General features: G+C 71.3%; 25 protein-coding genes and 3 pseudogenes. 12 read left to right on the top strand and 16 right to left on the bottom strand.

What is annotated here, in order from left to right; genetic code table 11:
• Positions 1-116: 116 nt before the first annotated feature.
• From HHL19_RS10635 to HHL19_RS10625, 3 genes are all read right to left on the bottom strand, one after another.
• The gene (locus tag HHL19_RS10635; RefSeq protein WP_169088051.1) at positions 117-374 is read right to left on the bottom strand and encodes a DUF397 domain-containing protein; all 258 of its coding nucleotides are present in this window, start codon (positions 372-374) and stop codon (positions 117-119) included.
• On the bottom strand, positions 352-1,182 hold the full coding sequence (locus tag HHL19_RS10630) for a Scr1 family TA system antitoxin-like transcriptional regulator (protein ID WP_169088049.1): 831 nt from the start codon (positions 1,180-1,182) through the stop codon (positions 352-354). Before HHL19_RS10630 ends, HHL19_RS10635 begins: the two co-directional genes overlap by 23 nt.
• Before the next feature lie 182 nt (positions 1,183-1,364).
• The gene (locus HHL19_RS10625) at positions 1,365-1,691 is read right to left on the bottom strand and encodes a rhodanese-like domain-containing protein (RefSeq protein ID WP_169088047.1); all 327 of its coding nucleotides are present in this window, start codon (positions 1,689-1,691) and stop codon (positions 1,365-1,367) included.
• 42 nt (positions 1,692-1,733) lie between these two features.
• On the opposite strand from HHL19_RS10625, the gene HHL19_RS10620 reads away from it, so the two are divergent.
• The gene (locus tag HHL19_RS10620) at positions 1,734-2,369 is read left to right on the top strand and encodes a TetR/AcrR family transcriptional regulator (RefSeq protein ID WP_206324739.1); all 636 of its coding nucleotides are present in this window, start codon (positions 1,734-1,736) and stop codon (positions 2,367-2,369) included.
• Between the two features lie 10 nt (positions 2,370-2,379).
• Here the strand turns inward: HHL19_RS10620 and HHL19_RS10615 are convergent, their stop codons facing one another.
• Complete coding sequence (locus tag HHL19_RS10615; protein WP_240981527.1) at positions 2,380-2,658, bottom strand: hypothetical protein; 279 nt, start codon at positions 2,656-2,658, stop codon at positions 2,380-2,382.
• A 49-nt stretch (positions 2,659-2,707) separates the two neighbouring features.
• Here HHL19_RS10615 and HHL19_RS10610 point away from each other — a divergent pair, with 49 nt between their 5' ends.
• Complete coding sequence (locus tag HHL19_RS10610; RefSeq protein WP_169088045.1) at positions 2,708-3,448, top strand: class I SAM-dependent methyltransferase; 741 nt, start codon at positions 2,708-2,710, stop codon at positions 3,446-3,448.
• A 92-nt stretch (positions 3,449-3,540) separates the two neighbouring features.
• Here HHL19_RS10610 and HHL19_RS10605 read toward each other — a convergent pair whose 3' ends face one another.
• The gene (locus HHL19_RS10605) at positions 3,541-3,840 is read right to left on the bottom strand and encodes a DUF6342 family protein (RefSeq protein WP_169088043.1); all 300 of its coding nucleotides are present in this window, start codon (positions 3,838-3,840) and stop codon (positions 3,541-3,543) included.
• Between the two features lie 356 nt (positions 3,841-4,196).
• A complete protein-coding gene (locus tag HHL19_RS10600; RefSeq protein ID WP_169088041.1) occupies positions 4,197-4,592 on the bottom strand; it encodes a GNAT family N-acetyltransferase in 396 nt (131 codons plus the stop codon).
• Positions 4,593-4,951: 359 nt separating this feature from the next.
• On the opposite strand from HHL19_RS10600, the pseudogene HHL19_RS37185 reads away from it, so the two are divergent.
• Positions 4,952-5,062: pseudogene (locus tag HHL19_RS37185) on the top strand (SAM-dependent methyltransferase); the annotation flags it as partial.
• Positions 5,063-5,143: 81 nt separating this feature from the next.
• Here the strand turns inward: HHL19_RS37185 and HHL19_RS10590 are convergent.
• Positions 5,144-6,334: pseudogene (locus HHL19_RS10590) on the bottom strand (transposase); the annotation flags it as partial.
• Positions 6,335-6,388: 54 nt separating this feature from the next.
• On the opposite strand from HHL19_RS10590, the gene tnpA reads away from it, so the two are divergent.
• Positions 6,389-6,817 carry an IS200/IS605 family transposase gene (tnpA, locus tag HHL19_RS10585; protein WP_169088039.1) on the top strand — a complete coding sequence of 143 codons (429 nt, stop codon included), beginning with the start codon at positions 6,389-6,391 and terminating at the stop codon, positions 6,815-6,817.
• A gap of 97 nt (positions 6,818-6,914) precedes the next feature.
• Positions 6,915-7,027, top strand: a pseudogene (locus HHL19_RS37180) (SAM-dependent methyltransferase); the annotation flags it as partial.
• A 442-nt stretch (positions 7,028-7,469) separates the two neighbouring features.
• Here the strand turns inward: HHL19_RS37180 and HHL19_RS10575 are convergent.
• Complete coding sequence (locus HHL19_RS10575) at positions 7,470-10,262, bottom strand: FAD-binding and (Fe-S)-binding domain-containing protein (RefSeq protein WP_169088019.1); 2,793 nt, start codon at positions 10,260-10,262, stop codon at positions 7,470-7,472.
• Between the two features lie 51 nt (positions 10,263-10,313).
• Here HHL19_RS10575 and serC point away from each other — a divergent pair, with 51 nt between their 5' ends.
• On the top strand, positions 10,314-11,432 hold the full coding sequence (gene serC / locus HHL19_RS10570) for a phosphoserine transaminase (RefSeq protein ID WP_169088018.1): 1,119 nt from the start codon (positions 10,314-10,316) through the stop codon (positions 11,430-11,432).
• A 96-nt stretch (positions 11,433-11,528) separates the two neighbouring features.
• Here serC and HHL19_RS10565 read toward each other — a convergent pair whose 3' ends face one another.
• Together HHL19_RS10565 and HHL19_RS10560 are read right to left on the bottom strand one after the other, a co-directional pair.
• Positions 11,529-11,897, bottom strand: a complete 369-nt coding sequence (locus HHL19_RS10565; protein WP_169088017.1) for a hypothetical protein — start codon at positions 11,895-11,897, stop codon at positions 11,529-11,531.
• Positions 11,898-11,941: 44 nt separating this feature from the next.
• Positions 11,942-12,955 carry a WD40 repeat domain-containing protein gene (locus HHL19_RS10560; RefSeq protein ID WP_169088016.1) on the bottom strand — a complete coding sequence of 338 codons (1,014 nt, stop codon included), beginning with the start codon at positions 12,953-12,955 and terminating at the stop codon, positions 11,942-11,944.
• 72 nt (positions 12,956-13,027) lie between these two features.
• Between HHL19_RS10560 and HHL19_RS10555 the strand changes: the two genes are divergently transcribed.
• Both HHL19_RS10555 and HHL19_RS10550 read left to right on the top strand, forming a co-directional pair.
• Complete coding sequence (locus HHL19_RS10555; RefSeq protein WP_169088015.1) at positions 13,028-13,873, top strand: alpha/beta hydrolase; 846 nt, start codon at positions 13,028-13,030, stop codon at positions 13,871-13,873.
• A gap of 112 nt (positions 13,874-13,985) precedes the next feature.
• A complete protein-coding gene (locus HHL19_RS10550; RefSeq protein ID WP_169088014.1) occupies positions 13,986-14,666 on the top strand; it encodes a GDSL-type esterase/lipase family protein in 681 nt (226 codons plus the stop codon).
• A 22-nt stretch (positions 14,667-14,688) separates the two neighbouring features.
• On the opposite strand, the gene HHL19_RS10545 is transcribed toward HHL19_RS10550, so the two are convergent.
• Positions 14,689-15,123, bottom strand: coding sequence for a carboxymuconolactone decarboxylase (locus HHL19_RS10545; RefSeq protein ID WP_169088012.1), 435 nt, complete (start codon positions 15,121-15,123; stop codon positions 14,689-14,691).
• Positions 15,124-15,150: 27 nt separating this feature from the next.
• Here HHL19_RS10545 and HHL19_RS10540 point away from each other — a divergent pair, with 27 nt between their 5' ends.
• The gene (locus HHL19_RS10540; RefSeq protein ID WP_169088010.1) at positions 15,151-15,723 is read left to right on the top strand and encodes a MarR family winged helix-turn-helix transcriptional regulator; all 573 of its coding nucleotides are present in this window, start codon (positions 15,151-15,153) and stop codon (positions 15,721-15,723) included.
• A 6-nt stretch (positions 15,724-15,729) separates the two neighbouring features.
• Here the strand turns inward: HHL19_RS10540 and HHL19_RS10535 are convergent, their stop codons facing one another.
• The gene (locus HHL19_RS10535; protein WP_169088008.1) at positions 15,730-16,719 is read right to left on the bottom strand and encodes an aldo/keto reductase; all 990 of its coding nucleotides are present in this window, start codon (positions 16,717-16,719) and stop codon (positions 15,730-15,732) included.
• A gap of 181 nt (positions 16,720-16,900) precedes the next feature.
• Positions 16,901-17,494 carry an RNA 2',3'-cyclic phosphodiesterase gene (gene thpR / locus HHL19_RS10530; protein WP_206324738.1) on the bottom strand — a complete coding sequence of 198 codons (594 nt, stop codon included), beginning with the start codon at positions 17,492-17,494 and terminating at the stop codon, positions 16,901-16,903.
• Positions 17,495-17,528: 34 nt separating this feature from the next.
• On the opposite strand from thpR, the gene HHL19_RS10525 reads away from it, so the two are divergent.
• Entirely contained in the window at positions 17,529-18,041 is a 513-nt protein-coding gene (locus tag HHL19_RS10525) for a GNAT family N-acetyltransferase (protein WP_169088006.1), read from the top strand.
• A 57-nt stretch (positions 18,042-18,098) separates the two neighbouring features.
• Here HHL19_RS10525 and HHL19_RS10520 read toward each other — a convergent pair whose 3' ends face one another.
• Positions 18,099-19,454 (bottom strand): MFS transporter, encoded by a 1,356-nt coding sequence (locus HHL19_RS10520; RefSeq protein ID WP_169088005.1) that lies wholly within the window; start codon positions 19,452-19,454, stop codon positions 18,099-18,101.
• Positions 19,455-19,481: 27 nt separating this feature from the next.
• Positions 19,482-19,925 carry a MarR family transcriptional regulator gene (locus HHL19_RS10515; protein ID WP_169088004.1) on the bottom strand — a complete coding sequence of 148 codons (444 nt, stop codon included), beginning with the start codon at positions 19,923-19,925 and terminating at the stop codon, positions 19,482-19,484.
• A 202-nt stretch (positions 19,926-20,127) separates the two neighbouring features.
• Here HHL19_RS10515 and HHL19_RS10510 point away from each other — a divergent pair, with 202 nt between their 5' ends.
• Positions 20,128-20,379, top strand: coding sequence for a hypothetical protein (locus HHL19_RS10510; protein ID WP_169087651.1), 252 nt, complete (start codon positions 20,128-20,130; stop codon positions 20,377-20,379).
• Here the strand turns inward: HHL19_RS10510 and HHL19_RS10505 are convergent.
• Complete coding sequence (locus HHL19_RS10505; protein WP_169088003.1) at positions 20,349-21,800, bottom strand: NCS2 family permease; 1,452 nt, start codon at positions 21,798-21,800, stop codon at positions 20,349-20,351. The genes HHL19_RS10510 and HHL19_RS10505 overlap by 31 nt on opposite strands.
• A gap of 161 nt (positions 21,801-21,961) precedes the next feature.
• Between HHL19_RS10505 and HHL19_RS10500 the strand changes: the two genes are divergently transcribed.
• A complete protein-coding gene (locus HHL19_RS10500; protein ID WP_169088002.1) occupies positions 21,962-22,246 on the top strand; it encodes a DUF2530 domain-containing protein in 285 nt (94 codons plus the stop codon).
• Positions 22,247-22,314 lie beyond the last annotated feature (68 nt).

Genomic DNA, 22,314 nt, shown 5'->3' with positions numbered 1-22,314 from the left:
GGCGTACGGCCTCCGGCCCGTGCCCCTCCACGAGGTACGGCAGCTCCTCGCCGTCCCTGATCCGCCCCGAGCACCAACTCGGGCTACCGCAGCAGGAACAGGTGGTGAGGGGCCGTTCAGATACGCCCCTGAGCAGCAGCCTCCACGAACACCGCGAACGCGGTGGGAGTGGCCAGGAAGTGCGGGCCGGCGGGGACCTTGGAGTCACGGACGGCTACGTGGGGAGCGAGGTCGGCCACTTCGATGCACTCGCCGCCATTGGAGCCGCTGTGGGAGGACTTGCGCCAGGAGGCGGTGCCGAGGGGGGCGCATTCGATGCACTCGCCGCCGCTCGGGCCGCTGTACGACGACTTACGCCACTGCACCGGGTCCATATCGTTCCTCCATGACGCGCGCGATCAGCTCGGCCGACCCCTTCGGGGAGGCGGCCATCGCCTGGAGGCGAGCGTAACCGACGGAACGTTCCCTGATCACGCAGGAATTCGCGGTCATGTGACCGGAGTCGTAACTCTCGCAGTAGAAGAGGTCGGGGTCCTTATCGAACCGCAGAAGGGTGAAGGAACCCAAGAGGCCCGGGTGCTCGCCCACCTCGTTAGGCAGGACCTGGATCTGCACCCACGGCTCGTGGGCGAAGCTCAGTAGATGTTCCAGCTGTGCACGCATGACCTCCGGGCCACCGATCTCCCGGTGCAGCATGGCCTCGTCGAGCACCACACAAAGCACCGGGGGGTGCTCGCGCCGCAGGATTCGCTGCCGCTCCATGCGCGCAGCGAGCAACTCTTCAAGCCGATCCGTCTGCTCGACGCTCAGCACCGCCCGGGCGTACGCCTCCGTCTGGAGCAGGCCGTAAACCATCTGCGACTGGTACGTCGAGATGTACGCCGCCTGCGCCTCCATCTCCGCGAACTCCTGGAACCAGCTCGGCAGCTGGCTCCGCAGCACCAGCCCCACCAGCCGCGTGAACAGCCCGCCCGTCATCAGCGCCGCGTCGATGCGTTCGGAGAACTCGCGGGTGGGGACCTTGTGCGCGGTCTCGATCTGGCCGACCAGGGATCCCGTACAGAAGACGATCTTGCCGAGCTGTGTCTGGCTCAGGCCGGCTTCTTCTCTGAGGCGCCGGAGTTCGGACCCGTAGTAGTCCAGCGGCGAGGCGGACGGATCAAGGCTGCGGATGTTCACCACGAGAAGGCACCCCCACACGGTCGGCTCGTAGCCGAGGGTAGCCAGAGGATGACCCTGCGCGGACCCGGAATCGGATAACCGCCGCCCGTTCGAGGGAAGTTGGCGCCCGGATGTGTGCGGCCGCCCGGGGGGAGGGCAGGGTTTCTCGAACCCCCTCCCCCTCCCCCTCCCCCCAGGTGGGGTCACGCGGACTCAGTAGGGAGCCCCGCCTCCACCCAGTCCTGGATGCCCTCGCGGTACTTGCGGACATTGGCGTACCCGAGTGCGGTGAGCCGGTCGGCGACCTGTCCGCTGTTGGGGCACGCCGGGTTGGAGCAGTAGGTGACGATCGCGGCGTCGCGGTCGGGGAGCAGGGCGGACGCCCGGGCGTCGACGTCGGCCGGGACCAGTTCGAGCGCACCGGGCAGGTGCTGCTTGGCGTAGTACTCGCCGCCCAGGGTGTCGACGACGGTCACGCCGCCCGCGTCCATGGCTGCCTTGAGTTCGTCTCGCGTGATGAGTGCGGTCATGCCTATACCCCTGCCTTCCAGGAATCGGACTATAGTCCGGTCATGGCTCACGACAGTAACGGACCGCAGTCCGATTCTGCAATGCTGCTGGAACTCCTGCGCACCCCACCGCCCAAGGAGCAGGCGCGCTCGGCACGCAACCGTGCCGCCGTGCTGGAGGCGGCCGCGCGGCTGTTCGCCGAGCACGGGGTGGAAGCGGTCTCCATGGACCAGGTGGCCGAGGCCGCCGGTGTCGGCAAGGGCACCCTGTACCGGCGCTTCGGCGACAAGTCCGGGCTCGCCGCCGCACTCCTCGACGCCCGGGAACGCGTCCTGCAGGAGGCGATCCTGCACGGACCGCCGCCGCTGGGCCCTGGAGCCGCCGCGGAGGAGCGGCTCAGCGCGTTCGTCGACGCCTATCTCGACTACCTGCTGGAGAACCTGGCTCTCGTCCGCACCTCGGAGACCGCCGCGGTCGGCGCCCGGTACCGGATCGGGGCGTACCGGTTCTGGCACCGCCACGCGGCGATCCTGCTGGGCACGGGCGCCACGCCCGACCCCGAACACACCGCGCACGCCCTGCTCGCCGGGCTGGCCGCCGAGCACGTGGCCGCGCTGCTGCCGGAACTCGGCGAAGAACGGATCCGGGCCGGGCTGATCCGCCTCGCCCGCTCAGCGATGCGACCCCCCGGCCCGTAATCCGCACGGCTCAGCCGTCGGCGGGTTCGTCGATCGGCCAGGCGAAGTCGTGCTCGGTGATCCAGTTGGCGACGGCGTCGTACGCGCCGAGGATCTGCGGGAACGCGGTTTCGGGCACGACCATGCCCTCGGGCAGGGCCTCGTTCTCGTCGTCGCACCCTCCGTGGAAGCGGACGAAGGCGGGCCCGGTGAAGGTGAGCGGGCCGCGGCCGGCGACCTCGTACATCTCCGGGTAGGCGGCGCGGAGGAAGGGATGAGCCCGGAGTCGTTCAGGGTGGCCCCTGGTCACGCCGGAAATCGTGTTGACCGCTTCCGGCGGGCGGTGTTGGAGTCCGTACGTGGACAGCATCTCCGCCAACCGGCGGCTCTGGAACCGGATCAGCGGCTCCTACCAGCGGGAGCACGATCCGCAGATCGGTGCCGCGCCCCGGCTGTGGGGCATGCACTCCGTACCCGACGCGCAGCTGGACGCCCTCGGGGACGTCGCCGGGAAGCGCGTCCTCGAACTCGGCTGCGGGGCCGGCCAGTGGTCCAGGGCGCTCGCCGCCGAGGGCGCCCACGTGGTCGGCATGGACCTGTCCGAGTCCCAACTCGCCGCAGCCCGGCACACGATGGGACCATCCCGCTATCCGCTGGTACAGGGCGCGGCCGAGCGGCTCCCCTTCGCCGCCGAGAGCTTCGACCTGGTCTTCTGCGACTTCGGCGGGCTCAGCTGGGCGCCACCGCATGTCGCCGTGCCGCAGGCCGCGCGGGTGCTGCGCCGGGGCGGGCGACTGGTGTTCAACGTGGCCAGCCCGTGGTTCGAGGCCTGCTACGACGAGGCCGCCGAGCGCGTGACCACGACCCTGCAGAAGGACTACTTCGGACTGGACGCCATCGCCGAGGGCGACGGCGCGACCAGCTATCAGCTCACCTACGGCGACTGGATCCGGGTGCTGCGCGGGGCGGGCCTCGTCATCGACGACCTCATCGAGCCCCGCCCCGAGCCCGGCATCCCCAACGGCTACAACGAGACCGACCCACCCGACTGGGCACACCACTGGCCGGCGGAGCTGCTCTGGGTGACCCACAAGCCGTAAGTCCGTACGGGGTACGGCGGCCGGTGACCGCCGCACCCCTCGGGCCGCCTAGGACCCGCCTAGGGCCCGCCTAGGATCCGCCCTAGAGCCGCTTAGTAGCCCAGGTCCTTCTGCTCGGTGATCAGGCGGCCGGCGATGTGCAGGTTCCCGTCGGAGTCGAGCACGGCGATGATCTTCTTCGTGGAGCCGTGGTGGGTCGTGAAGTAGATCTTGTCCGCCTCCTGGGAGGAGGAGTGGTTCGTGTTCACGGACAGCTCGATGCTCACCGGGGAGCTGATGAGCACGTCCTTCTTGGGCGAGGTCGGGTAGACCTGGTTCTGCCGCAGCGTCACGCGGCCGTGGGTGTCCCCCTCGTCCCAGTCGGATGCCACGCCGAGGTCGATGTCAGCCATGCGATTCCCCTCCGTTTGCAGTGGACGAACCCTTCGGCCGGACGGTCACAGGACCCCCCGAACCGAGCCCAGAACCTACGCAGTTCGTTCACACCACGGCACCACATCGCGTGACTATGACTGATTTTCATCCCGCTTCGTCGCGAACCGACACCAAGGCGCCAGACCTACCGAAACGCCCGAAAAAAGTCGTGACAAGTCCCCGGAATCTCCGCGAGGACGCAGGGTGGGCGCATGCTTCCTCGCCGACCGCTGCGGCGCGACCCACGCCCCACCCCCCGGTACACGGGCCGGAGAACATGCGGCCGCAGCCGCTCATGCTGATGGATACGAGCGGACGACGACGCCTGGGCCCGTCAGAGCGCGAGAAGGCCGGCCGCCGTCGGCCTGAATCCGCAGGCCTCGACGTAGAACGACCGCAGGTCGTCCTCGAAGTCCACGTGGAGCCATTCGCATCCGGCCGCCCGCGCCTGCCGGGCGGCCTCCGCGACGAGCTCCGCCCCGATCCCCGACCGGCGACGCTCTCCCGCGACCACGGTGTCGAGGAGGAACGCGTGCCCGCCGCCGTCCCACACGACGTTGACGAAGCCGACGAGGTCACCGCCCTCGCGCGCGCAGACCCAGCCGAGACTGTGGCGCCCCACCCGCGCCCGCCAGTCGACGTCCAGCGCCGGATGCCCGAAGCCCTCCGCGTGCAGCGCGTTGAGCTCGACATCGCCGAACCCGCCCCGCCACTCATAGGTGATCGTCATGGCGCGAGCCTGAGATGTCGTCTCATTTGGTTCTGGATCTCCTTGCCACGAGTAGGGCGAGCTGGCGCAGGCGCTCGTAGTACGGGGTTCCTGCGGGTTCGTTGATCTGAGGGATGACTCCGTCCAGGCCCTCGATGCAGCTTTGCAGGATGCGGGTGCGCTTCGGGGGTCGAGAGCGCCGCCGTTGTTCAGCCATGCAAGAACGCAGCCGGCGGTATCCGCGTCGAGCAACACCATGTCCGTATCCCCGAACTGGACACCCCGCAGGCTGGCAGGGAAGGGCACATGGCAGTGTTCGTGCCAGAGTTGGGCCGCATACTGCACCTGCTCAGATGATTCGCTCACCTGCGCCATGTTGCCGCAGCGTGGGCTTCGACACCTTCGACCTGGTCGAGCAGATGCTCGTCTCCCACCACTTCGCCCTCGACCACGGCCACTACCGCCGCAACAGCTCCCGCCACCGCTACGCCTGACCCACCGAGCTGGACCTCGTGACTCCTCCCCCTCATGAATGAGGGGGCTTCTCGCTTTGCCGGGTCAGCGTCGCGACGGACCAGCCCGGCCCGTAGAACATTGAGTGCCCCAACGTGGTCAGCGTGGGCCTGGTGGCCACAGCTAACGCAGTGGAACTTCTCCTGGGTGCGCCGGCTTTCCTTGGCGACATGCCCGCATTCGGGGCAGGTCCGAGAGGTGTTGCGGGGGTCCACGGCGATCACTGCCCGGCCGGCGCTTTCAGCCTTGCTGGCGAGGATCGTGAGGAACACCCCCCAACCGGCATCCGAGATCGAACGGTTCAGGCCCGTCTTGGCGGCGGCCCCGTTGGGCAGGAAGACGCCCTCGCTTTCCGGGTCGGACTTGGGTGCGACGGTCTTGACCATGTTGCGGATCTTGAGATCCTCGTGCGCTATCAGGTCGTGGTCACGGACCAGACCGAGCGCGGTCTTGTGTGCGTGGTCCCGACGCTGGCGGCGGACCTTGCGGTGCAGGTCGGCAACGCGCTGTACGGCCCGTTGGTGATTGCCGGTCCGCTTGTCCCGGCGGACGCTCCCGAAACGGCTGAGCTGCTGCTGGGCGGCTTCGAGCTTCGCGGCGGCCTTCCGGGCATGGCGCGGGTTGTCCACGTGCTCGCCGCTGGAGGTGGTGAGGAACGAGGCGATGCCCATGTCGATGCCAACCACGCTGCCCGTCGCGGGAAGCGGCTCAGGCCGGCTCTGCTCGGCGGTGAGGATGACGTACCAGCGCCGCCCCTCACGCTTGACCGAGACGGTCTTGACCTTGCCGACCACAGGCCGGTGCTGGTTGACCTTGACATGCCCGACGCCCTGGAATCGGACGCGGGTGACAGGGTCGTGCGGGGTGGAGCCCCAGCGGCAACCGTCGCCGTCCTTGGGGAAGTCGACCGTATCGAACCAGTTGACTCCACGGAAGCGCGGGTAGCCGGGGGTGTCTCCGGCCTTGATCCGGCGGAAGAACGCGCCGAATGCCTTGTCGAGACGGCGAAGTGTGGCCTGCTGTGACGAGAACGACCACCGGCCCTGGCGCTCGGGGTCGAACGCCCGGATCTCCTTGAGCTGCGCGGACTGCATCCCGTATTTGATGCTCGTCTTGCTCGTATGCAGGTAGGCGTCGCGGCGTTCCTGCAAGGCGCCGTTATAGAGAGAGCAGTGGTCGCGCAGCATCTCGCCGAGCGCGGCGGCCTGGCCCACGGTGGGTCGCATGAGGAACTTGTACGCACGGATCATCCGGCCCACCCCCTTCCCACGAAGGTTCGACAATCACCACAATACAGTTGGAGTATGTCACCTCGCTGGGAATCAAACCCTGGTGTACGCACGGGTCGTCACGTCACCTGCAACCTTCACGCCCACTTGGTGTTCGTCACGAAGTACCGGCACGGAGTCTTCGACGACGCCATGCTGAAACGGTGCGAAGAGATCATGCGGGAGGTGTGCGGCAAGTTCGAGACGGAGCTGCGGGAGTTCAACGGCGAGGCTGACCATGTGCACTTGCTCGTCCACTACCCGCCGAAGCTGGCCCTGTCCAAGCTGATCAACTCGCTCAAGGGCGTCTCGTCTCGGTACCTGCGCGCCGAGTACACCGGCCGCATCAACCGGATCGGCATGGGCTCGGTGTTCTGGTCCCGCTCGTACTTCGCGGGCTCGTGCGGCGGCGCACCGCTGACGGTAATCCGTCAGTACATCGAGAGCCAGGCCCGTCCGCTCTGACCGTCACCTCGCAGACGAAGCGAGCTCCGCCGCAGCACGCCTCCGGGCCGAGGATGCATTCCCCGGCTAAAGCCGGGGATACCCTGCAAGATCAGGGATGGCACGCCTCGCCGGCCTGGAACCCGAACGCCGCGTGGCCGACTGGGACGGCACCCCGTTCACCCAGCCCCCCCGAAGCACATCTCCGTCTGGCGCAGGCCGACGAAGTAACTCGCACGGAGTACCTCCAGGGCCGACCAATCACCCGAATTGTCCGCTCTTTCCGGGCCGGATCCCCACTCCGCGCAAGCAACCACCGCCTCACCTACCCACAGTGACCAGCGGGGCATGAATCCCGGCGAACAGACGGCGGGGAGCCGCTGAGCAGGGATTGGGCACCCCATTCAACGACCGCGCACCCCGAGCCCACAGCCACGGCCCACCGGCGCACGCCACAAACCGAGCCCCACCCCACCGGCGTGCCGCACAACTCACAGCCGGAGCGATACCCGGCCCCCCACCCACCGGGCCGTCATCCGGACGCGGACGCGCGCCCATCCCCCGCCCCCCCCGGTGGCCCCGCCCCCGGCCGCCCTCCGAGAGTGTCCCGGCGGAAGGTGCCACTCTCGGAAAGAGGGCGGCCGCACCCGCGCCCGCCCCACCCGGCCCACCCCTAGAGCCCCCCGTCCAGCGCCTCCGCCAAGACCTCCGCCAGGTGCCGTCCCCGCCCCGGCGTCAGGTGTCCGATCTGCGTGCGGCACGAGAAGCCGTCGGCCAGGACCTCCGCCGTGCTCGGAGCCGTACGCAAGGCGGGCAGGAGCTGGTCCTCCGCACAGGCGCGCGACACCTCCTCGTGGCCCGGCTCGAAGCCGAAGTTGCCCGCAAGCCCGCAACAGCCCCCCGCCAACTCCCCCTCCAAACCAGCCCGTTCTCTCAACCTCCGGTCCGCCGCGTCGCCCAGGACGGCGTGCTGGTGGCAGTGGGTCTGCCCCGTGACCGGGCGGTCGATCCTCGGCGGCACCCACTCGGGAGCCAGCTCCTCCAGCGCCTCGGCGAACGTCCGGACCGACGCCGCCAGCCGGGCAGCCCGCACATCGTCCGGCAGCAGTTCCACCAGATCGGTCCTGAGGGTCGCCGCACAGGAAGGCTCCAGCACGACCACGGGACCACCCCCATCCCCCACCCCATCCCCCACCACATCCAGCATCCGCCCCATCACCCTCCTCGCCGCCCCCAGTTGCCCGGTCGACACATACGTCAGCCCGCAGCACACCCGCCCCGCCGGGAGTTCCACCCCGAGCCCCGCGTCCTCCAGGACCCGGACCGCCGCCCGCCCGACCTCCGGGGCCAGGTGGTTCGTGAAGGTGTCCGGCCAGAGGGTGAGCGCGGGCGGGCGGGCCGAGGAGCGGTCGCCGAACCACGACACGAAGGTGCGTTCCGCGACCCTCGGCATGGCCCGCTCCGGGGTGACGCCCGCGAGCCGTGCCGCGTACGGGATCCGCATCGCGACGTTCAGGCCGCGCCCGAAGTGGGCGAGCAAGGACGGCAGGCGGCCCATCGTCCAGTGCGAACGCGGCCGGCGCCACCACCCACCCGCCCCCGCGTAATGGCGGTCCAGGAACTCCGCCTTGTACGCGGCCATGTCGACGCCCACCGGGCAGTCGCTGCGGCAGCCCTTGCAGGACAGGCAGAGGTCCAGCGCCTCCCGCACCTCCTCCGAGCGCCAGCCGTCCGTGATGACCTCGCCGATCGCCATCTCGTGCAGGAGCCGGGCCCGGCCCCGCGTCGAGTGCTTCTCCTCCCCCGTGGCGCGGAAGGACGGACACATCACGGACGACCCCGAGCCCGGCCCCGCGACACGACACTTGGCGACCCCGACACACCGCGCGGCCTGCCTCCCCACCTCCATCCCCACCACTGGCAGCAACCCCTCGAACCGCAGCCCCGAATCAAGCGGCTCGGGCCGGACCAACATCCCCGGATTCATCCCGCCATCCGGATCCCACAGGTCCTTCACCGCCCCGAAGAGCCCGACGAGCTCCTCCCCGTACATCCGCGGCAGCAGCTCCGCCCGCGCCTTCCCGTCCCCGTGCTCGCCGGACAGGGACCCCCCGTGCGCGACCACCAGCTCGGCCACCGCCTCCGAGAAGCGGCGGAAGTCGCGTACCCCCTCCCCCGTCCACAGGTCGAAGTCGATGCGGACGTGGACGCAGCCGTCGCCGAAGTGCCCGTACGGGGTCCCCCGCAGCCCGTGCTCGGCCAGCAGGGCCCGGAAGTCGCGCAGGTACGCGCCCAGCCGCGCCGGCGGCACCGCGCAGTCCTCCCAGCCGGGCCAGGCGTCCCCGCCGCCGGGCATCCGGGTCGCCGTCCCGGCCGCGTCCTCCCGGATCCGCCACAACGCCCGCTGCCCGGCCGGGTCGCGTACCACCGCCGCGTCGACGGCGTCCGCCGCCCGTACCAGCTCCGCGGCCGCCCCCTCCCCGTCCACCTCGCAGAACAGCCACGCGCCGCCCCTCGGCAGCCCGCTCGCGCCCCGCACGAGGTCCGCGGCCATCCCCTCCACCGTCAGCGCTCCGTATCCGGCGAGCCCCGCCGCCGCATCCGCCGCCGCCGTCTCGTCGGCGTAGCCGAGGACGACCAGGACCGGATCCGCCGGCAGCGGCACCAGGCGCACCGTCGCCTCCGTCACCACCCCCAGCGTCCCCTCGCTGCCGACGAAGGAGCGGACGACGTCCGTGCCCCGTTCGGGGAGGAGCGCGTCGAGGGCGTAGCCGGAGATGCGGCGGGGCAGGCCGGGCGGGTAGCCGGTGCGCAGGAGGGCGAGGTTGCGGTCGACGAGGTCCGTCAGGCCGGCCGGGGCGCCCTGTCCGTCCCGACCCAGCGTCAACCTCTCGCCCCGGTAGGTCACCACTTCCAGTGAGTGGACGTTGTCGGCGGTGGTGCCCCAGGCGACCGAGTGCGCGCCGCAGGCGTTGTTGCCGATCATGCCGCCGAGGGTGCAGCGGCTGTGGGTGGACGGGTCGGGGCCGAAGGTGAGGCCGTACGGGCGCACGGCCGCCCGCAGCCGGCCGAGGACGAGGCCGGGGCGGACGACGGCGGTGCGGGCGGCGGGGTCGACGGAGACGAGGCCGTCCATGTGCCGTGTGAGGTCGAGCACGACGCCGGTGCCCGTCGCCTGGCCTCCGATGGAGGTGCCGGCGCCGCGCGGGACGACGGGGACGGTGCCGTGCCGGCGGCAGATCTCCAGGGCGGCGGCGACGTCGTCGGCGTCGCGCGGCGCGACCGTACCGGCAGGTACGCGGCGGTAGTTGGAGGCGTCCATGGTCGCGAGCGCCCGCGCGGAGACGCCGAAGTCGACGTCTCCGGCGAGGGCGGACCGCAGGTCGGCGGCGAGGGCGGCGGAGGGGCCTGCGGCGTGTCTGTCGTCTGTTCCCACAACGCAAGGATGTCTCGTCCTTCGTCTCATCGGGCGGACATCCCGCGACCGGGCCCCGCCCGACCCGATACTCTCCGGCTCGTGGCCGACATCCAGATTCCCGCTGACATCAAGCCCGCAGACGGTCGTTTCGGCGCGGGCCCCTCCAAGGTGCGGACGGAGGCGCTGGACGCCCTGGCCGCCACCGGCACGTCGCTCCTGGGCACGTCCCACCGCCAGGCTCCGGTCAAGAACCTGGTCGGCGAGGTCCGTACCGGGATCCGTGACCTCTTCTCGCTGCCCGAGGGCTACGAGGTGATCCTCGGCAACGGCGGCTCCACCGCCTTCTGGGACATCGCGACCCACGGTCTGATCGAGTCCAAGTCGCAGCACCTCACCTTCGGCGAGTTCTCGTCCAAGTTCGCGAAGGCCGCGAAGCTGGCCCCGTGGCTGGCCGAGCCGACCGTGGTCTCCTCCGACCCGGGCACCCACCCGGAGCCGGTGGCCGAGGCGGGCGTGGACGTCTACGCGTACACGCACAACGAGACCTCGACCGGTGTCGCCGCCCCGCTGAAGCGGGTCGCGGGCGCCGACGAGGGCGCGCTGGTCCTGGTGGACGCGACCTCGGGCGCGGGCGGTCTGCCCGTCGACATCACCGAGACGGACGTCTACTACTTCGCCCCGCAGAAGTCCTTCGCCGCCGAGGGCGGCCTGTGGCTGGCGGCGTTCTCCCCGGCCGCCCTGGAGCGGGCGCAGCGGATCCACGCCTCCGGCCGGCACATCCCGGAGTTCTTCTCGCTGCCGACGGCGATCGACAACTCGCTGAAGAACCAGACGTACAACACCCCGGCGCTGTCGACCCTCTTCCTGCTGAACGAGCAGCTGAAGTGGATCAACGGCCAGGGCGGTCTGGAGTGGGCCGTGGCGCGTACGAAGGAGTCCTCGGACGCCCTGTACACCTGGGCCGAGGAGTCGAAGTACGCGACGCCGTTCGTGACGGACGCGGCGAAGCGCTCGCAGGTCATCGGCACGATCGACTTCGCGGACGAGATCGACGCGGCGGCGGTCGCGAAGGTGCTGCGCGCGAACGGGATCGTGGACACGGAGCCGTACCGCAAGCTGGGCCGCAACCAGCTGCGCATCGCGATGTTCCCGGCGGTCGACCCGGCGGACGTCCGCGCGCTGACGGCCTGCATCGACTACGTGATCGAGAAGCTGTAGGCGTCAGCGGACAGGTCAGTCCCGCGAAGGGCCCGGTGTCGGAACGACCGACGCCGGGCCCTTCGGCGTCCCGGCCCTTCGGCGTCCGCGGGGCCGTCAGCCGGCGGCCTGGGCCTTCACGTGGTCGAGGACGGTCTGGAACTCCTCCGTCGGCGAGAACTCGACGAGGTCGGAGTCCTCCAGCGCCTCCGGGGCGTGGCCCGGGCCCCAGTAGTAGGCCTGTCCGGACTCGTACGTCTCCTCGCCGGAGGCGGTACGCATCCTGATCCGGCCCTGGAACAGGTATCCCCAGTGCGGGCACTGGCACAGGTCGCCCTCCAGGCCCTTGAGCACGGGGGCCAGGTCGGTGCCCTTGGGGAGGTGGACGAAGGCGACGCTCAGGCCGCCGCCCGCCTCCTGCAGCCGGAAGTCGAGCCCGTCGCCCTCCATGGCGACCGGAGTGTCCTCACGCGTGAATGCCGTCATGACGCCTCACCTCTTCGCTCTCCCTCCAGTCTGACCCTGGAAGGTCAGCCGCGCCGCAGGAGCCGCTTGATGCCGAGGACGAGGACGGTGGCGCCGGCGAGGACGAGGAAGCCGGTGGTGGCGCTGCCGCCCTGGGGGGCGTCGGCGGAGGGGCCGGCCGGGGACTTCGGCGCGGCGGCGTCCCCCGAGGAGCCGGACCCGGGTGACCGGTCGGTCTCGGGTGCGGGCCGGGGTGCGTCCTTCCGCTCCACGCGGACGACGCGGCTGCCCTGCCCCTCCGAGCCGAAGAGGTAGGCCGAGCCGTCGGGCGTGTACGTGACCGATTCCGCCTGCCCCTGGAAGGGGGCGCCGGGGGAGGTGCCGTCGCCTTCGATGCGGCCGTCCTTCCAGACGTACTCACGGGCGCTGAAGTAGCTGCGGAGGAGGAGGCGTTCGCCGTCGGGCGAGAAGGCGCCGTCGGTGACCCAGGGGACCTCGCCGACGCGGCGGAAGGTGTTGGTGCCGGAGGTGGAGAGCCTCGCGGGGCCTTCGTAGAGGCCGCCGCCGTCCTCGTTCTTGCTGGCGATGTAGACGCGGCCGGTCTTCGGGTGGACCATCAGCGCCTCGGCGTTGCGGGGGCCGTCGGCGTACTTCACGACGTACTGCTCGGCCCGGACCGTCTGGTCCTTGAGCGTCTTCGGCTCGGGGAAGCGGTAGATCCAGACGTGGTCCCAGGAGCCGTCGAGGTTGTCGCCGATGTCGCCGACGTAGATGGCGCCGTCCGGGCCGACGGAGATGGCCTCCATGTCCCTGGGGGTGCCGACGCCGGACATGGTCAGGGTCGCGACCGTCTCGCCCGTGCGGGAGTCGACGCCGAAGATCCGGGGCTGGTCCTGGTCGTTGTGCGTCCAGTAGATCCCGGGGTGCGCCCGGCTGGCGGCGAGGCCGCTGGACTCGGTGATCCTCGGGTCGGCGAGGGTGAAGTCCCGGTCGGGTTCCCGCCCTTCGGCGTGGGCATGGCCGGCCGGGAGCAGCGCCAGGGTGGCGGCAGCGGCGAAGGCGCACAGTGCAGATCGCATGGGATCAAGCGTGCCATGGCGCCGGGGAAACACGCTTGACCTGCGCGGAAGGCGGCTGTCATGGTCACGGCCATGCCTACCTTCACCGCCCCTGACGGCACCCTCCTCGCCTACCACGAGTCCGGACCGGAGGCCGGTGTACCGCTGGTCTGCCTGCCGGGCGGTCCGATGCGGGACTCCGCCTACCTCGACGACCTGGACGGTCTCACCGGCCGCCGGCTCGTGCGGCTCGACCTGCGCGGCACCGGCGCCTCCGGGACGCCGGACGACCCGGCCTCCTACCGCTGCGACCGGCTCGTCGAGGACGTGGAGGCGCTGCGGGCGCACCTCGGGGCCGACGAGGTCGACGTCCTCGGGCACTCGGCGGGCGGGAACCTCGCCGCGCTGTACGTGACGCGGCACGCGGAGCGGGTGCGGCGGCTGGTGCTCGTGACGCCGGGGGCGGCGGCACCCGGGATCGAGACGGCGCCGGAGGAGCGGCTGGCGGCGGCGCGGCTGCGCGCCGGGGAGACGTGGTTCGCGGAGGCGTACGCGGCGCTGGAGGAGGTGACGGCGGGGCGCGGGACGGACGAGACGTTCGGGAAGGTCATGCCGTTCTTCCACGGCACCTGGGACGAGGCGGCGCGCGAGCGGGAAGCGGCGACGGCGCGGCAGCGGAACGGGGAGGCGGCCGGGGTGTACGGCTCCGAGGGCGCCTACGACCCGGCGGCGACGCGCGCGGCGTTCGCGGCGTTCGGGCGGCCCGTGCTGGTCCTCGCCGGCGAGGGCGACGCGAACACGCCGCCGGAGACGGCCGCCGCGTACGCCGGCCTGTTCCCGCAGGCCCGGCTGGAGGTCCTGAAGGGCGGCGGGCACTTCCCGTGGCACGACGACGCGGAGTGGTTCGCGGGGCACGTGGCGGAGTTCCTGGACGCGTAGGCGTCCCGGCCCGCCTGAACGGGAGGCCCCGCCTTGTCCCGCCCCCGCCCCGCTCCCGCCCGTGTCCCGCGTCACGTCGCAGGTCAGGGGCGGGGTCCGGGATGATGTGACCATGCGTTTTCTGTTCGTCGGCGACAGCATGACCATCGGACGCGCCGGCGACTGGACCTGGCGCTACCGCATGTGGCGGCACCTGGAGAGGGTGCTGCCCGGCGGGTACGAGATCGTCGGGCCCCGGGACGGGCTGTACGTGCCCGAGGGCGAGGCGGAGGACCCGCGGGGTTACGCCGATCCCGCGTTCCCGGCCGCCGCCCGCCGGCACCTCGCCGGGTGGGGCGAGGGGTGGCTGCACATGGCTCCGGTCGTCGGGGAGACCGTCGCCGCGACCCGCGCCGACGTGCTGCTCGTCTCGCTCGGCCTGATCGACCTCGGGTTCTACACGAACAGCGACCAGACCGAGGAGAACGTGCGGGCGTTCGTGGCCGCCGCGCGGACCGCGAACCCGCGGATCCGGGCCGTGCTGCTGCCGGTGATCCCCAACATCCGGGCCACGTACGACGCCGCCTTCGCCGCCGAGTGCGCCCGTTTCAACGAGCTGCTGGCGAAGGCGGTCGCCGATCTCGACACGGCCGCCTCGCCGCTGCTGCTGGCGTCGGTGCCGGAGTCGTACGACCTGCGGGCGGACACGTACGACGGGACGCACCCGGGTCCCAGCGGCGAGCACAAGCTGGCCGGCGCGTTCGCCGACGCGATGCACCAGGCGTGGGGGTACGGCGGGCCGTACGCCGGCTAGGGGCCGTCGGGCCCAGGGGCCGTCAGGCCGCCCGGGTCATGCGGTTGGCGAAGGTGGAGAGGGTGTAGGCGCCGACGCCGAGGACGACCTCCAGGGCGTTCTGGCGGGTGTGGCCTGCGGCCTCGAAGGCGGCCAGCTCGGCGTCCGACACCGCACCCGAGGAGGCAAGGACCTGGAGGGTGAACTCCCGGACCGCGTCGAGGCGTTCGGGCGAGGGGGCGGGGCCGAGCGCGGCGAGCTTCGCCTCGTGCATGTCGACGCAGAGGTGGCACTGGCTGCGGCGGGCGACGGTGAGGACGACGGTCTCGCGGGCGTGCGGGGCGAGGCTGGTGGACTCGAACGCGGCGGAGAGCGCGAGGAAGGCGTCGAGGACCTGCGGGGCCTGGGCCTTGAGGAGCGCGACGGCACCGGCGACGCGTTCGGGGAGGGTGGCGGTGGTGGGCGAGCTGTGCGGCACGAGGGGCCCCCTTCTAGAATGGACAACATGGTTGACCATGCGTCGGAAGAAAACGTAAACCAGGTTGTCGATTCGGACAAGGGGATTCCCGCGCACCTCGGCTCCCCCGCCCTTCCCGGCTCCCCCGGCCTTCCCGATTCCCCCGGTTACGAGCTGCCCCTGCTGCTCTTCGGCGGCTTCCGCACCCTCATCGACCGGCTGCACGCCCGCCTCGCCGACGAGGGGCATCCCGCCATGCGCCCGGCCCACGGCTTCGCCATGCAGGCCATCGGCGGGCGGGGCGCCACCGCCAGCGAGATCGGCCGTCGCCTCGGCGTCTCCAAGCAGGCAGCCGGCAAGACCGTCGACCGGCTCCTCGCCCTCGGATACGCGGAACGCGCCGACGATCCCGCCGACGCGCGCCGCAAACTCGTCCGCCTCACCCCGCGCGGCCGCGACGCCCTGGCCCGCTCCGCCGCCGTCTTCGACGAACTGCGGGCCGAGTGGAGCGCGGCCCTCGGGGCCGACCGCGTCCGCGCTCTGGAGGCGGACCTGCGGAACGTGGTCCCCGCGGAGACCGCGTTCCGCCTCGACGCCACCAGCTGGCTCGGCGGGAACTGACCGCCGCTACCAGGCGAAGGCCTCCGGGGACGGGCCCGGGCCCGGGAAGATGGCGTCGAGCTCGGCGAGGAGCTCGTCGGACAGGTCGAGCTCCAGGGCGCGCAGGGCGCCGGCCAGCTGCTCCGGGGTGCGGGGGCCGACGATCGGGCCGGTGACGCCGGGGCGGGTGAGGAGCCAGGCGAGGCCGACCTCGCCGGGGGCGAGGCCGTGCTTGTCGAGGAGGTCCTCGTAGGCCTGGAACCTGGCCCGGTTGGCCGGGTCCGCGAGGACCTCCGCGGCGCGGCCCTCGGTGCGGCGCCTGCCCTCGGTCTCCTTCTTCAGGACGCCGCCGAGCAGACCGCCGTGCAGCGGCGACCAGGGGATGACCCCGAGGCCGTACTCCTGCGCGGCGGGGATGACCTCCATCTCGGCGCGGCGCTCGTAGAGGTTGTAGAGGCACTGCTCGCTGACGAGGCCGACCATGCCGCGGCGGGCGGCGGCCTCGTTGGCCTGGGCGATCTTGTAGCCGGGGAAGTTGGAGGAGCCGGCGTAGAGGATCTTGCCCTGCCGGATCAGGACGTCGATCGCCTGCCACACCTCGTCGAAGGGGGTGGCGCGGTCGACGTGGTGGAACTGGTAGACGTCGATGTAGTCGGTGCCGAGCCGCTTGAGGCTGGCGTCGACGGCGCGGCGGATGTTGAGGGCGGAGATCCTGTCGTGGTTCGGCCAGGCCTCGCCGTCGGCGGCCATGTTGCCGTACACCTTGGTGGCGAGGACGGTGCGGTCGCGGCGGCCGTCGCCCTTCGCGAACCAGGAGCCGATGATCTCCTCGGTGCGGCCCTTGTTCTCGCCCCAGCCGTAGACGTTGGCCGTGTCGAAGAAGTTCAGGCCGGCGTCGAGCGCCGCGTCCATGATGGCGTGGCCGGTGGCCTCGTCGGTCTGCGGGCCGAAGTTCATCGTGCCGAGGACGAGGCGGCTGACCTTGAGTCCGGTGCGTCCGAGCTGCGTGTACTCCATGGGGCACAAGCCAACTCGTTGGAGCGCGCTCGAAGCAAGGGCGTACCGGAGGGGTGGCGGGGTGACAGGGGGCGCGGGCGCGCTACTGCCCGACCACCGAGGCCACCGCGATGATCGCGAACATCAGTACGAGCACGCCGGCCATGATCTGGTTACGAGTCTTCGGATCCACCCGTCGAGATTAACCCGGCCCCTCCCCTCCTCCGGCCCCGCCCTCCAGCGGCCAGGCGTCCACCGTCTCGTACCGGGGCTGCTCGCCCGGCACCCCGCTCACCGGCAGGTTCGAGCGGACCAGGGCCAGCTCGCCGACCTCCCAGCGGGTGCCCTCGAAGCCGTCGAGGGCGGCGAGGAAGGGGGCCAGCGGGGCGGCCTCGCCGCGGGCGCGGGCGATCGTCAGGTGGGGCTGGTAGCGGCGGTGCTCCTCCATCGGGACGCCGGCCCGGCGGGCCGCGGCGTCGGCGCGCTCGGCGAGCCGCCGCAGGGCGTCCAGGTCGCCGGCGGCGCCGGTCCACAGGGCGCGCGGGCCGAAGTGACCGGCCCCGTGCAGCCGCAGCCCGAAGGGCGCGGTCCGCCGGGCGGCCCGCGCGAGGCGGGCCCTGAGCTCCGGGAGGAGTGCGTCGTCGACCTCCCCCATGAACGCGAGCGTGAAGTGCCACCCGGGCCGGGAGGTCCACCGCAGGGCCTCCGCGCCCGGCAGGGCGTGGAGGCCGTCGACGACGGCCCCGAGCTCGGCGAGCGCCCCCTCGGGCGGCAGAACGGCGGCGAAAACCCTCATGCCCGCCAGTGTGGCAGCCGCTAGCCTCGGCCGGATGAACGACGTGATCACCATCAGGCGGGGCGGCCCGGCGGACCTTCCGGCCGTCCTCGACATCCTCGACAGCGCCGTGGTCTGGCTCAACGGCAGGGGCATCACCGCCCAGTGGGGCACCACCCCCTTCACCTCCCGCCCGAAGACGGTCGAGCACGTCGGACGGGTCATGGGCGAGGGCGACCCGTGGATCGCGGAGGTGGACGGCGTCCCGGCCGGCGCCCTCACCCTGACCCCGCACCCCGGCGCGGACGTACCGCCGGCCGACGAGCCGGAGCGGTACGTCCGCTACCTCGCCACCCACGCCCGCTTCCACGGCCTCGGCGTCGGCGCCGCCCTGCTCGCCCACGCGGCGGACGAGACCCGCCGCGCGGGTGTCTCCCTCCTCCGCGTGGACTGCTTCGCCGGCACCGAGGGCCGCCTCGTCGCCTACTACGAACACCAGGGCTTCACCCGCACCACCCCGTTCACGGTCGGCGACTGGCCGGGCCAGGTCCTGGAGATGCGGGTGTGACGGCGAACGGGGGGTGGGGGCCGCCGCGGCCTCCACCCCCCGTTCGCGTGCGCGCCGTCAGGCCGCCGTCGCCAGGCGCTCCCGGGTCGGGCGGGGGACGAAGCGGACGGTGGGGTGGCCGTGGCGCCAGGCCATGGCGAGGGTGAGGTTGCCGATGCGGGCCAGGACGAGGCCGATGGCCGTGGCGGCGGCGAGGGAGACCAGGCCGCCGGTGGCGAAGCCGACGCGGGCGCCGTACGTGTCGGTGACCCAGCCCAGGAGCGGTGCGCCGATCGGGGTGCCGCCCGCGAAGACCATCATGTAGAGGCTCATCACGCGGCCCCGCATGGCCGGGTCCGTCGCCATCTGGACGGCCGAGTTCGCGGTGATGTTCACCGTGAGGCCGATCATGCCGATGGGGACGAGCAGCAGCGCGAAGAGCCAGAAGGACGGCGAGAAGGCCGCCATGATCTCCAGGACGCCGAAGACGCCCGCGGCGATCACCAGCATCCGGAGCCGGGTGGAGCCGCGGCGGGCCGCGAGCAGGGCGCCCGCGAGGGAGCCGGCCGCCATCAGGGTGTTGAGGAAGCCGTAGGTGCCGGCGCCGACGTGGAAGACCTCGTCGGAGAAGGCGGTCAGCCAGATCGGGAAGTTGAACCCGAAGGTGCCGATGAAGCCGACCAGGACGATCGGCCAGACCAGGTCGGGGCGCCCGGCGACGTACCGCAGGCCCTCGCGGAGCTGGCCCTTGCCGCGCGGGGCGCGCTCGACCTTGTGGAGCTCGGCGGGGCGCATCAGCCACAGGGCGGTGAGCGGCGCGAGGAAGGACAGGCCGTTGATGAGGAAGGCCCAGCCGCTGCCGACCCCGGCGATCAGGACGCCGGCGACGGCGGGGCCGACGAGCCGGGCGGACTGGAAGTTGGCCGAGTTCAGCGAGACCGCGTTGCGGAGCTGGTCGGAGCCGACCATCTCGGAGACGAAGGACTGCCGGGCCGGGTTGTCGACGACCGTCACCATGCCGAGGAGGAAGGCGATCAGGTAGACGTGCCAGACCTGGACGTTGCCGGAGAGCGTGAGGACGGCGAGCGCGAGGCCGCACAGGCCGAGGGCGGCCTGGCTGACGAGGAGCAGGCGCCGCTTCGGGTAGCGGTCGGCGATGACGCCGCCGTACAGGCCGAAGAGGAGCATCGGCAGGAACTGCAGGGCCGTGGTGATGCCGACGGCGGCGGCGGAGCCGGTGAGGCTGAGGACGAGCCAGTCCTGGGTGATCCGGGCCATCCACGTACCGGTGTTGGAGACGATCGCTCCGGTGAAGAACAGCCGGTAGTTCCGGATCGAGAGCGAGGAGAAGGTTCCGCTGCGGGACCCCCCACCCCCTCGGGTAGTGGTGGGTTGATGGACGGGTGCGGAGTCTGCTCCGGGTCCCGTACTCAAAGTGCGTCGCCTCCTTGGCGCTCGGGTTCAGAGATGGGCGAGCTTCTCCAGGACCGGAGCGGCCGCGCGCAGTACGGCCCACTCGTCCTCGTCCAGGCCCTCGGCGAGGGAGGCCAGCCAGGCGTTCCGCCTGCGGCGGGCGTCTTCGAGCATGGCCTCGGCCTGCTCGGTCTGGCTGACCACCTTCTGCCGGCGGTCGTCGGGATGCGGCTCCAGCCGGACCAGTCCCTTGGCTTCGAGCAGTGCGACGATGCGGGTCATCGACGGCGGCTGTACGTGTTCCTTGCGGGCCAGCTCACCGGGGGTGGCGGAGCCGCAGAGGGCCAGGGTGCCGAGCACCGACATCTCGGTCGGGCTCAGCGACTCGTCGACGCGCTGGCGCTTGAGGCGCCGGCTCAGCCGCATCACGGACGAGCGGATCGCGTTCACGGCCGCGGCGTCGTCGGCGGTGCCGTGGGACAGGTCAGGCATGTAGTTAGCCTAACTCATTACTCTGACTAAGGACTAATCGAAAACCGCTCGGCCGCTCGCGTGTCGTGCGCATCACGCGCTCGCGTGGCGTACGAATCACGCCGCCGCAGGTCACGGCGGGGTATCCATGCATCACCCAAATGAGTGAGTGGGATCCGGAAAGTGACGCAAAGAGGCCCCGGCAGCCCCGACGCTGAACGGCATGGGATCGACAGTGCTCAGCCTGCGCATCGACAGTGAGCTGCTCGACCGGCTCAAGGGTCACGCCGCGAAAAGGGGAATGAGCGTCCAGGACTATGTCGTCCGGACGCTCATTCGGGAGGACTTCGACGAGCGGTTCAAGACCGCCGTCGAGGAGACGGAGAAGTTCTACGGGGAGGGGGCGGATCCGGAGCCTCCGGGCGCCGCCCCCGCCCCGCTCGGTCAGGTCAGGCCCAGCGCCGGCATCGCGTAGTAGAAGACGAAGATCGCCGACACGGCGTACATGGCCACCGGGACCTCACGGCCGCGGCCGGCCGCGAGCCGCAGCACGCTGAAGCTGATGAAGCCGATGCCGATGCCGTTCGTGATCGAGTACGTGAACGGCATCATCGTCATGGCCAGGAAGGCCGGCACCGCGATGGTGTAGTCGGCCCAGTCGATGTCCTTGACCGACCCGGCCAGGATCAGGAAGCCCACCGCGAGCAGCGCGGGGGTCGCCGCCTGCGACGGCACCATGGTCGCGAGCGGCGTGAGGAACAGCGCCACCGAGAACAGACCGCCCGTGACGACCGAGGCGAGGCCGGTACGGGCTCCCTCGCCGACGCCCGCCGTGGACTCGACGAAGCAGGTGGTGGCCGACGAGGAGGTCGCGCCGCCGGAGGCCACGGCGAGGCCGTCCACGAGCAGGACCTTGTTGATGCCCGGGAAGTTGCCGTCCTTGTCGGTCAGCTTGGCCTCGTCGCCGACGCCGAGGATCGTGCCCATGGCGTCGAAGAAGCAGGACAGCAGGACGGTGAAGACGAAGAGGGCGCCGGTGAGGTAGCCGACCTTCGCGAAGCCGCCGAACAGGCTGACCTCGCCGACCAGGCCGAAGTCCGGGGGCTCGACCGGGTTGCCGGGCCACTTCGGGGTGGTCAGGCCCCAGGACGGGATGTCCGCGACCGCGTTGATCACCATCGCCACGACCGTCATGGCGACGATCGAGATGAGGATCGCGCCCGGCACCTTGCGGATGATCAGGGCGAGGGTCAGCAGGGTGCCCAGGGCGAAGACGAGGACCGGCCAGCCGAGCAGGTGCCCGCCGGTGCCGAGCTGGAGCGGCACGGTGGTGTGCGCGGCGTCGGGGATGCGGGAGACGAAGCCCGAGTCGACGAGGCCGATCAGCATGATGAAGAGGCCGATGCCGATCGCGATGCCCTTGCGCAGGCCGACCGGGACGGCGTTCATGACGCGCTCGCGCAGACCGGTCGCGACGAGCAGCATCACGACGATGCCGGCGAGGACGACCATGCCCATGGCGTCCGGCCAGGACATCCGGGGCGCGAGCTGGAGGGCGACGACCGTGTTGACGCCGAGGCCGGCGGCGAGCGCGATCGGGACGTTGCCGATGACGCCCATGAGGAGCGTCGAGAACGCCGCGGTCAGGACGGTCGCGGTGACGAGCTGGCCGCTGTCGAGCTGGTGCCCGTACATGTCCTTGGCGCTGCCGAGGATGATCGGGTTCAGCACGATGATGTAGGCCATCGCGAAGAAGGTGGCGAAACCGCCGCGGACCTCACGGGCGACGGTGGAGCCGCGCTCGGAGATCCGGAAGAAGCGGTCGAGACCGGAGGAAGGTTCCTGCGGGACCTGCGGCTCGGGGGCAGGGGCCTTGGCGGCGGCCGTGGTGCTCATGGGGGTGGGTTTCCTCTTCGGGAAAGAAGTCCAGAAGTCCTTTTTTGGCGGTTCGTACGAGAGAAACCCGCCTCAGGCAAACCGTTTCAGTATGAACACATGAACGAGCGGGAGTCCATCTCCGCGCGTAGACCCGAATTCGGCCCACCTAGACTGGCGTCATGGCGAAGTGGACACCCAAGCACGAGGCACCCGCACCCCTGGAGGGACCGGTGGTCGCGACGATCACCGGCGGGACGATCATCTGGTTCGTCCTCTTCCTCGTGCAGCTCCCCTTCTACGGCTGGTTCGCCGACCGCGACCTCACCTCCTGGGTGTGGACCTGCCTGGCCGGCGGCGCCCTCGGCCTGATCGGCATCTGGTACGTGCGCAAGCGCGACGCGGCCATCAAGCGGCACCAGGCGGCGCGCGAGGCCGAGGAGGCGGGCGGGGCGTCCGCCTTGTAGCACCACGGGACGATTCCGCTCCTCCCACGGTCGGATCTTGCCGCTTCCCAGCGGGTGAACGGTCGGTT

It is taken from the genome of Streptomyces sp. R302 (assembly GCF_012927245.1).
Classification (GTDB): Bacteria; Actinomycetota; Actinomycetes; order Streptomycetales; family Streptomycetaceae; genus Streptomyces.
Note: the sequence above shows the minus strand (reverse complement) of the source record. Positions and strands in the feature narration are given on the sequence as shown.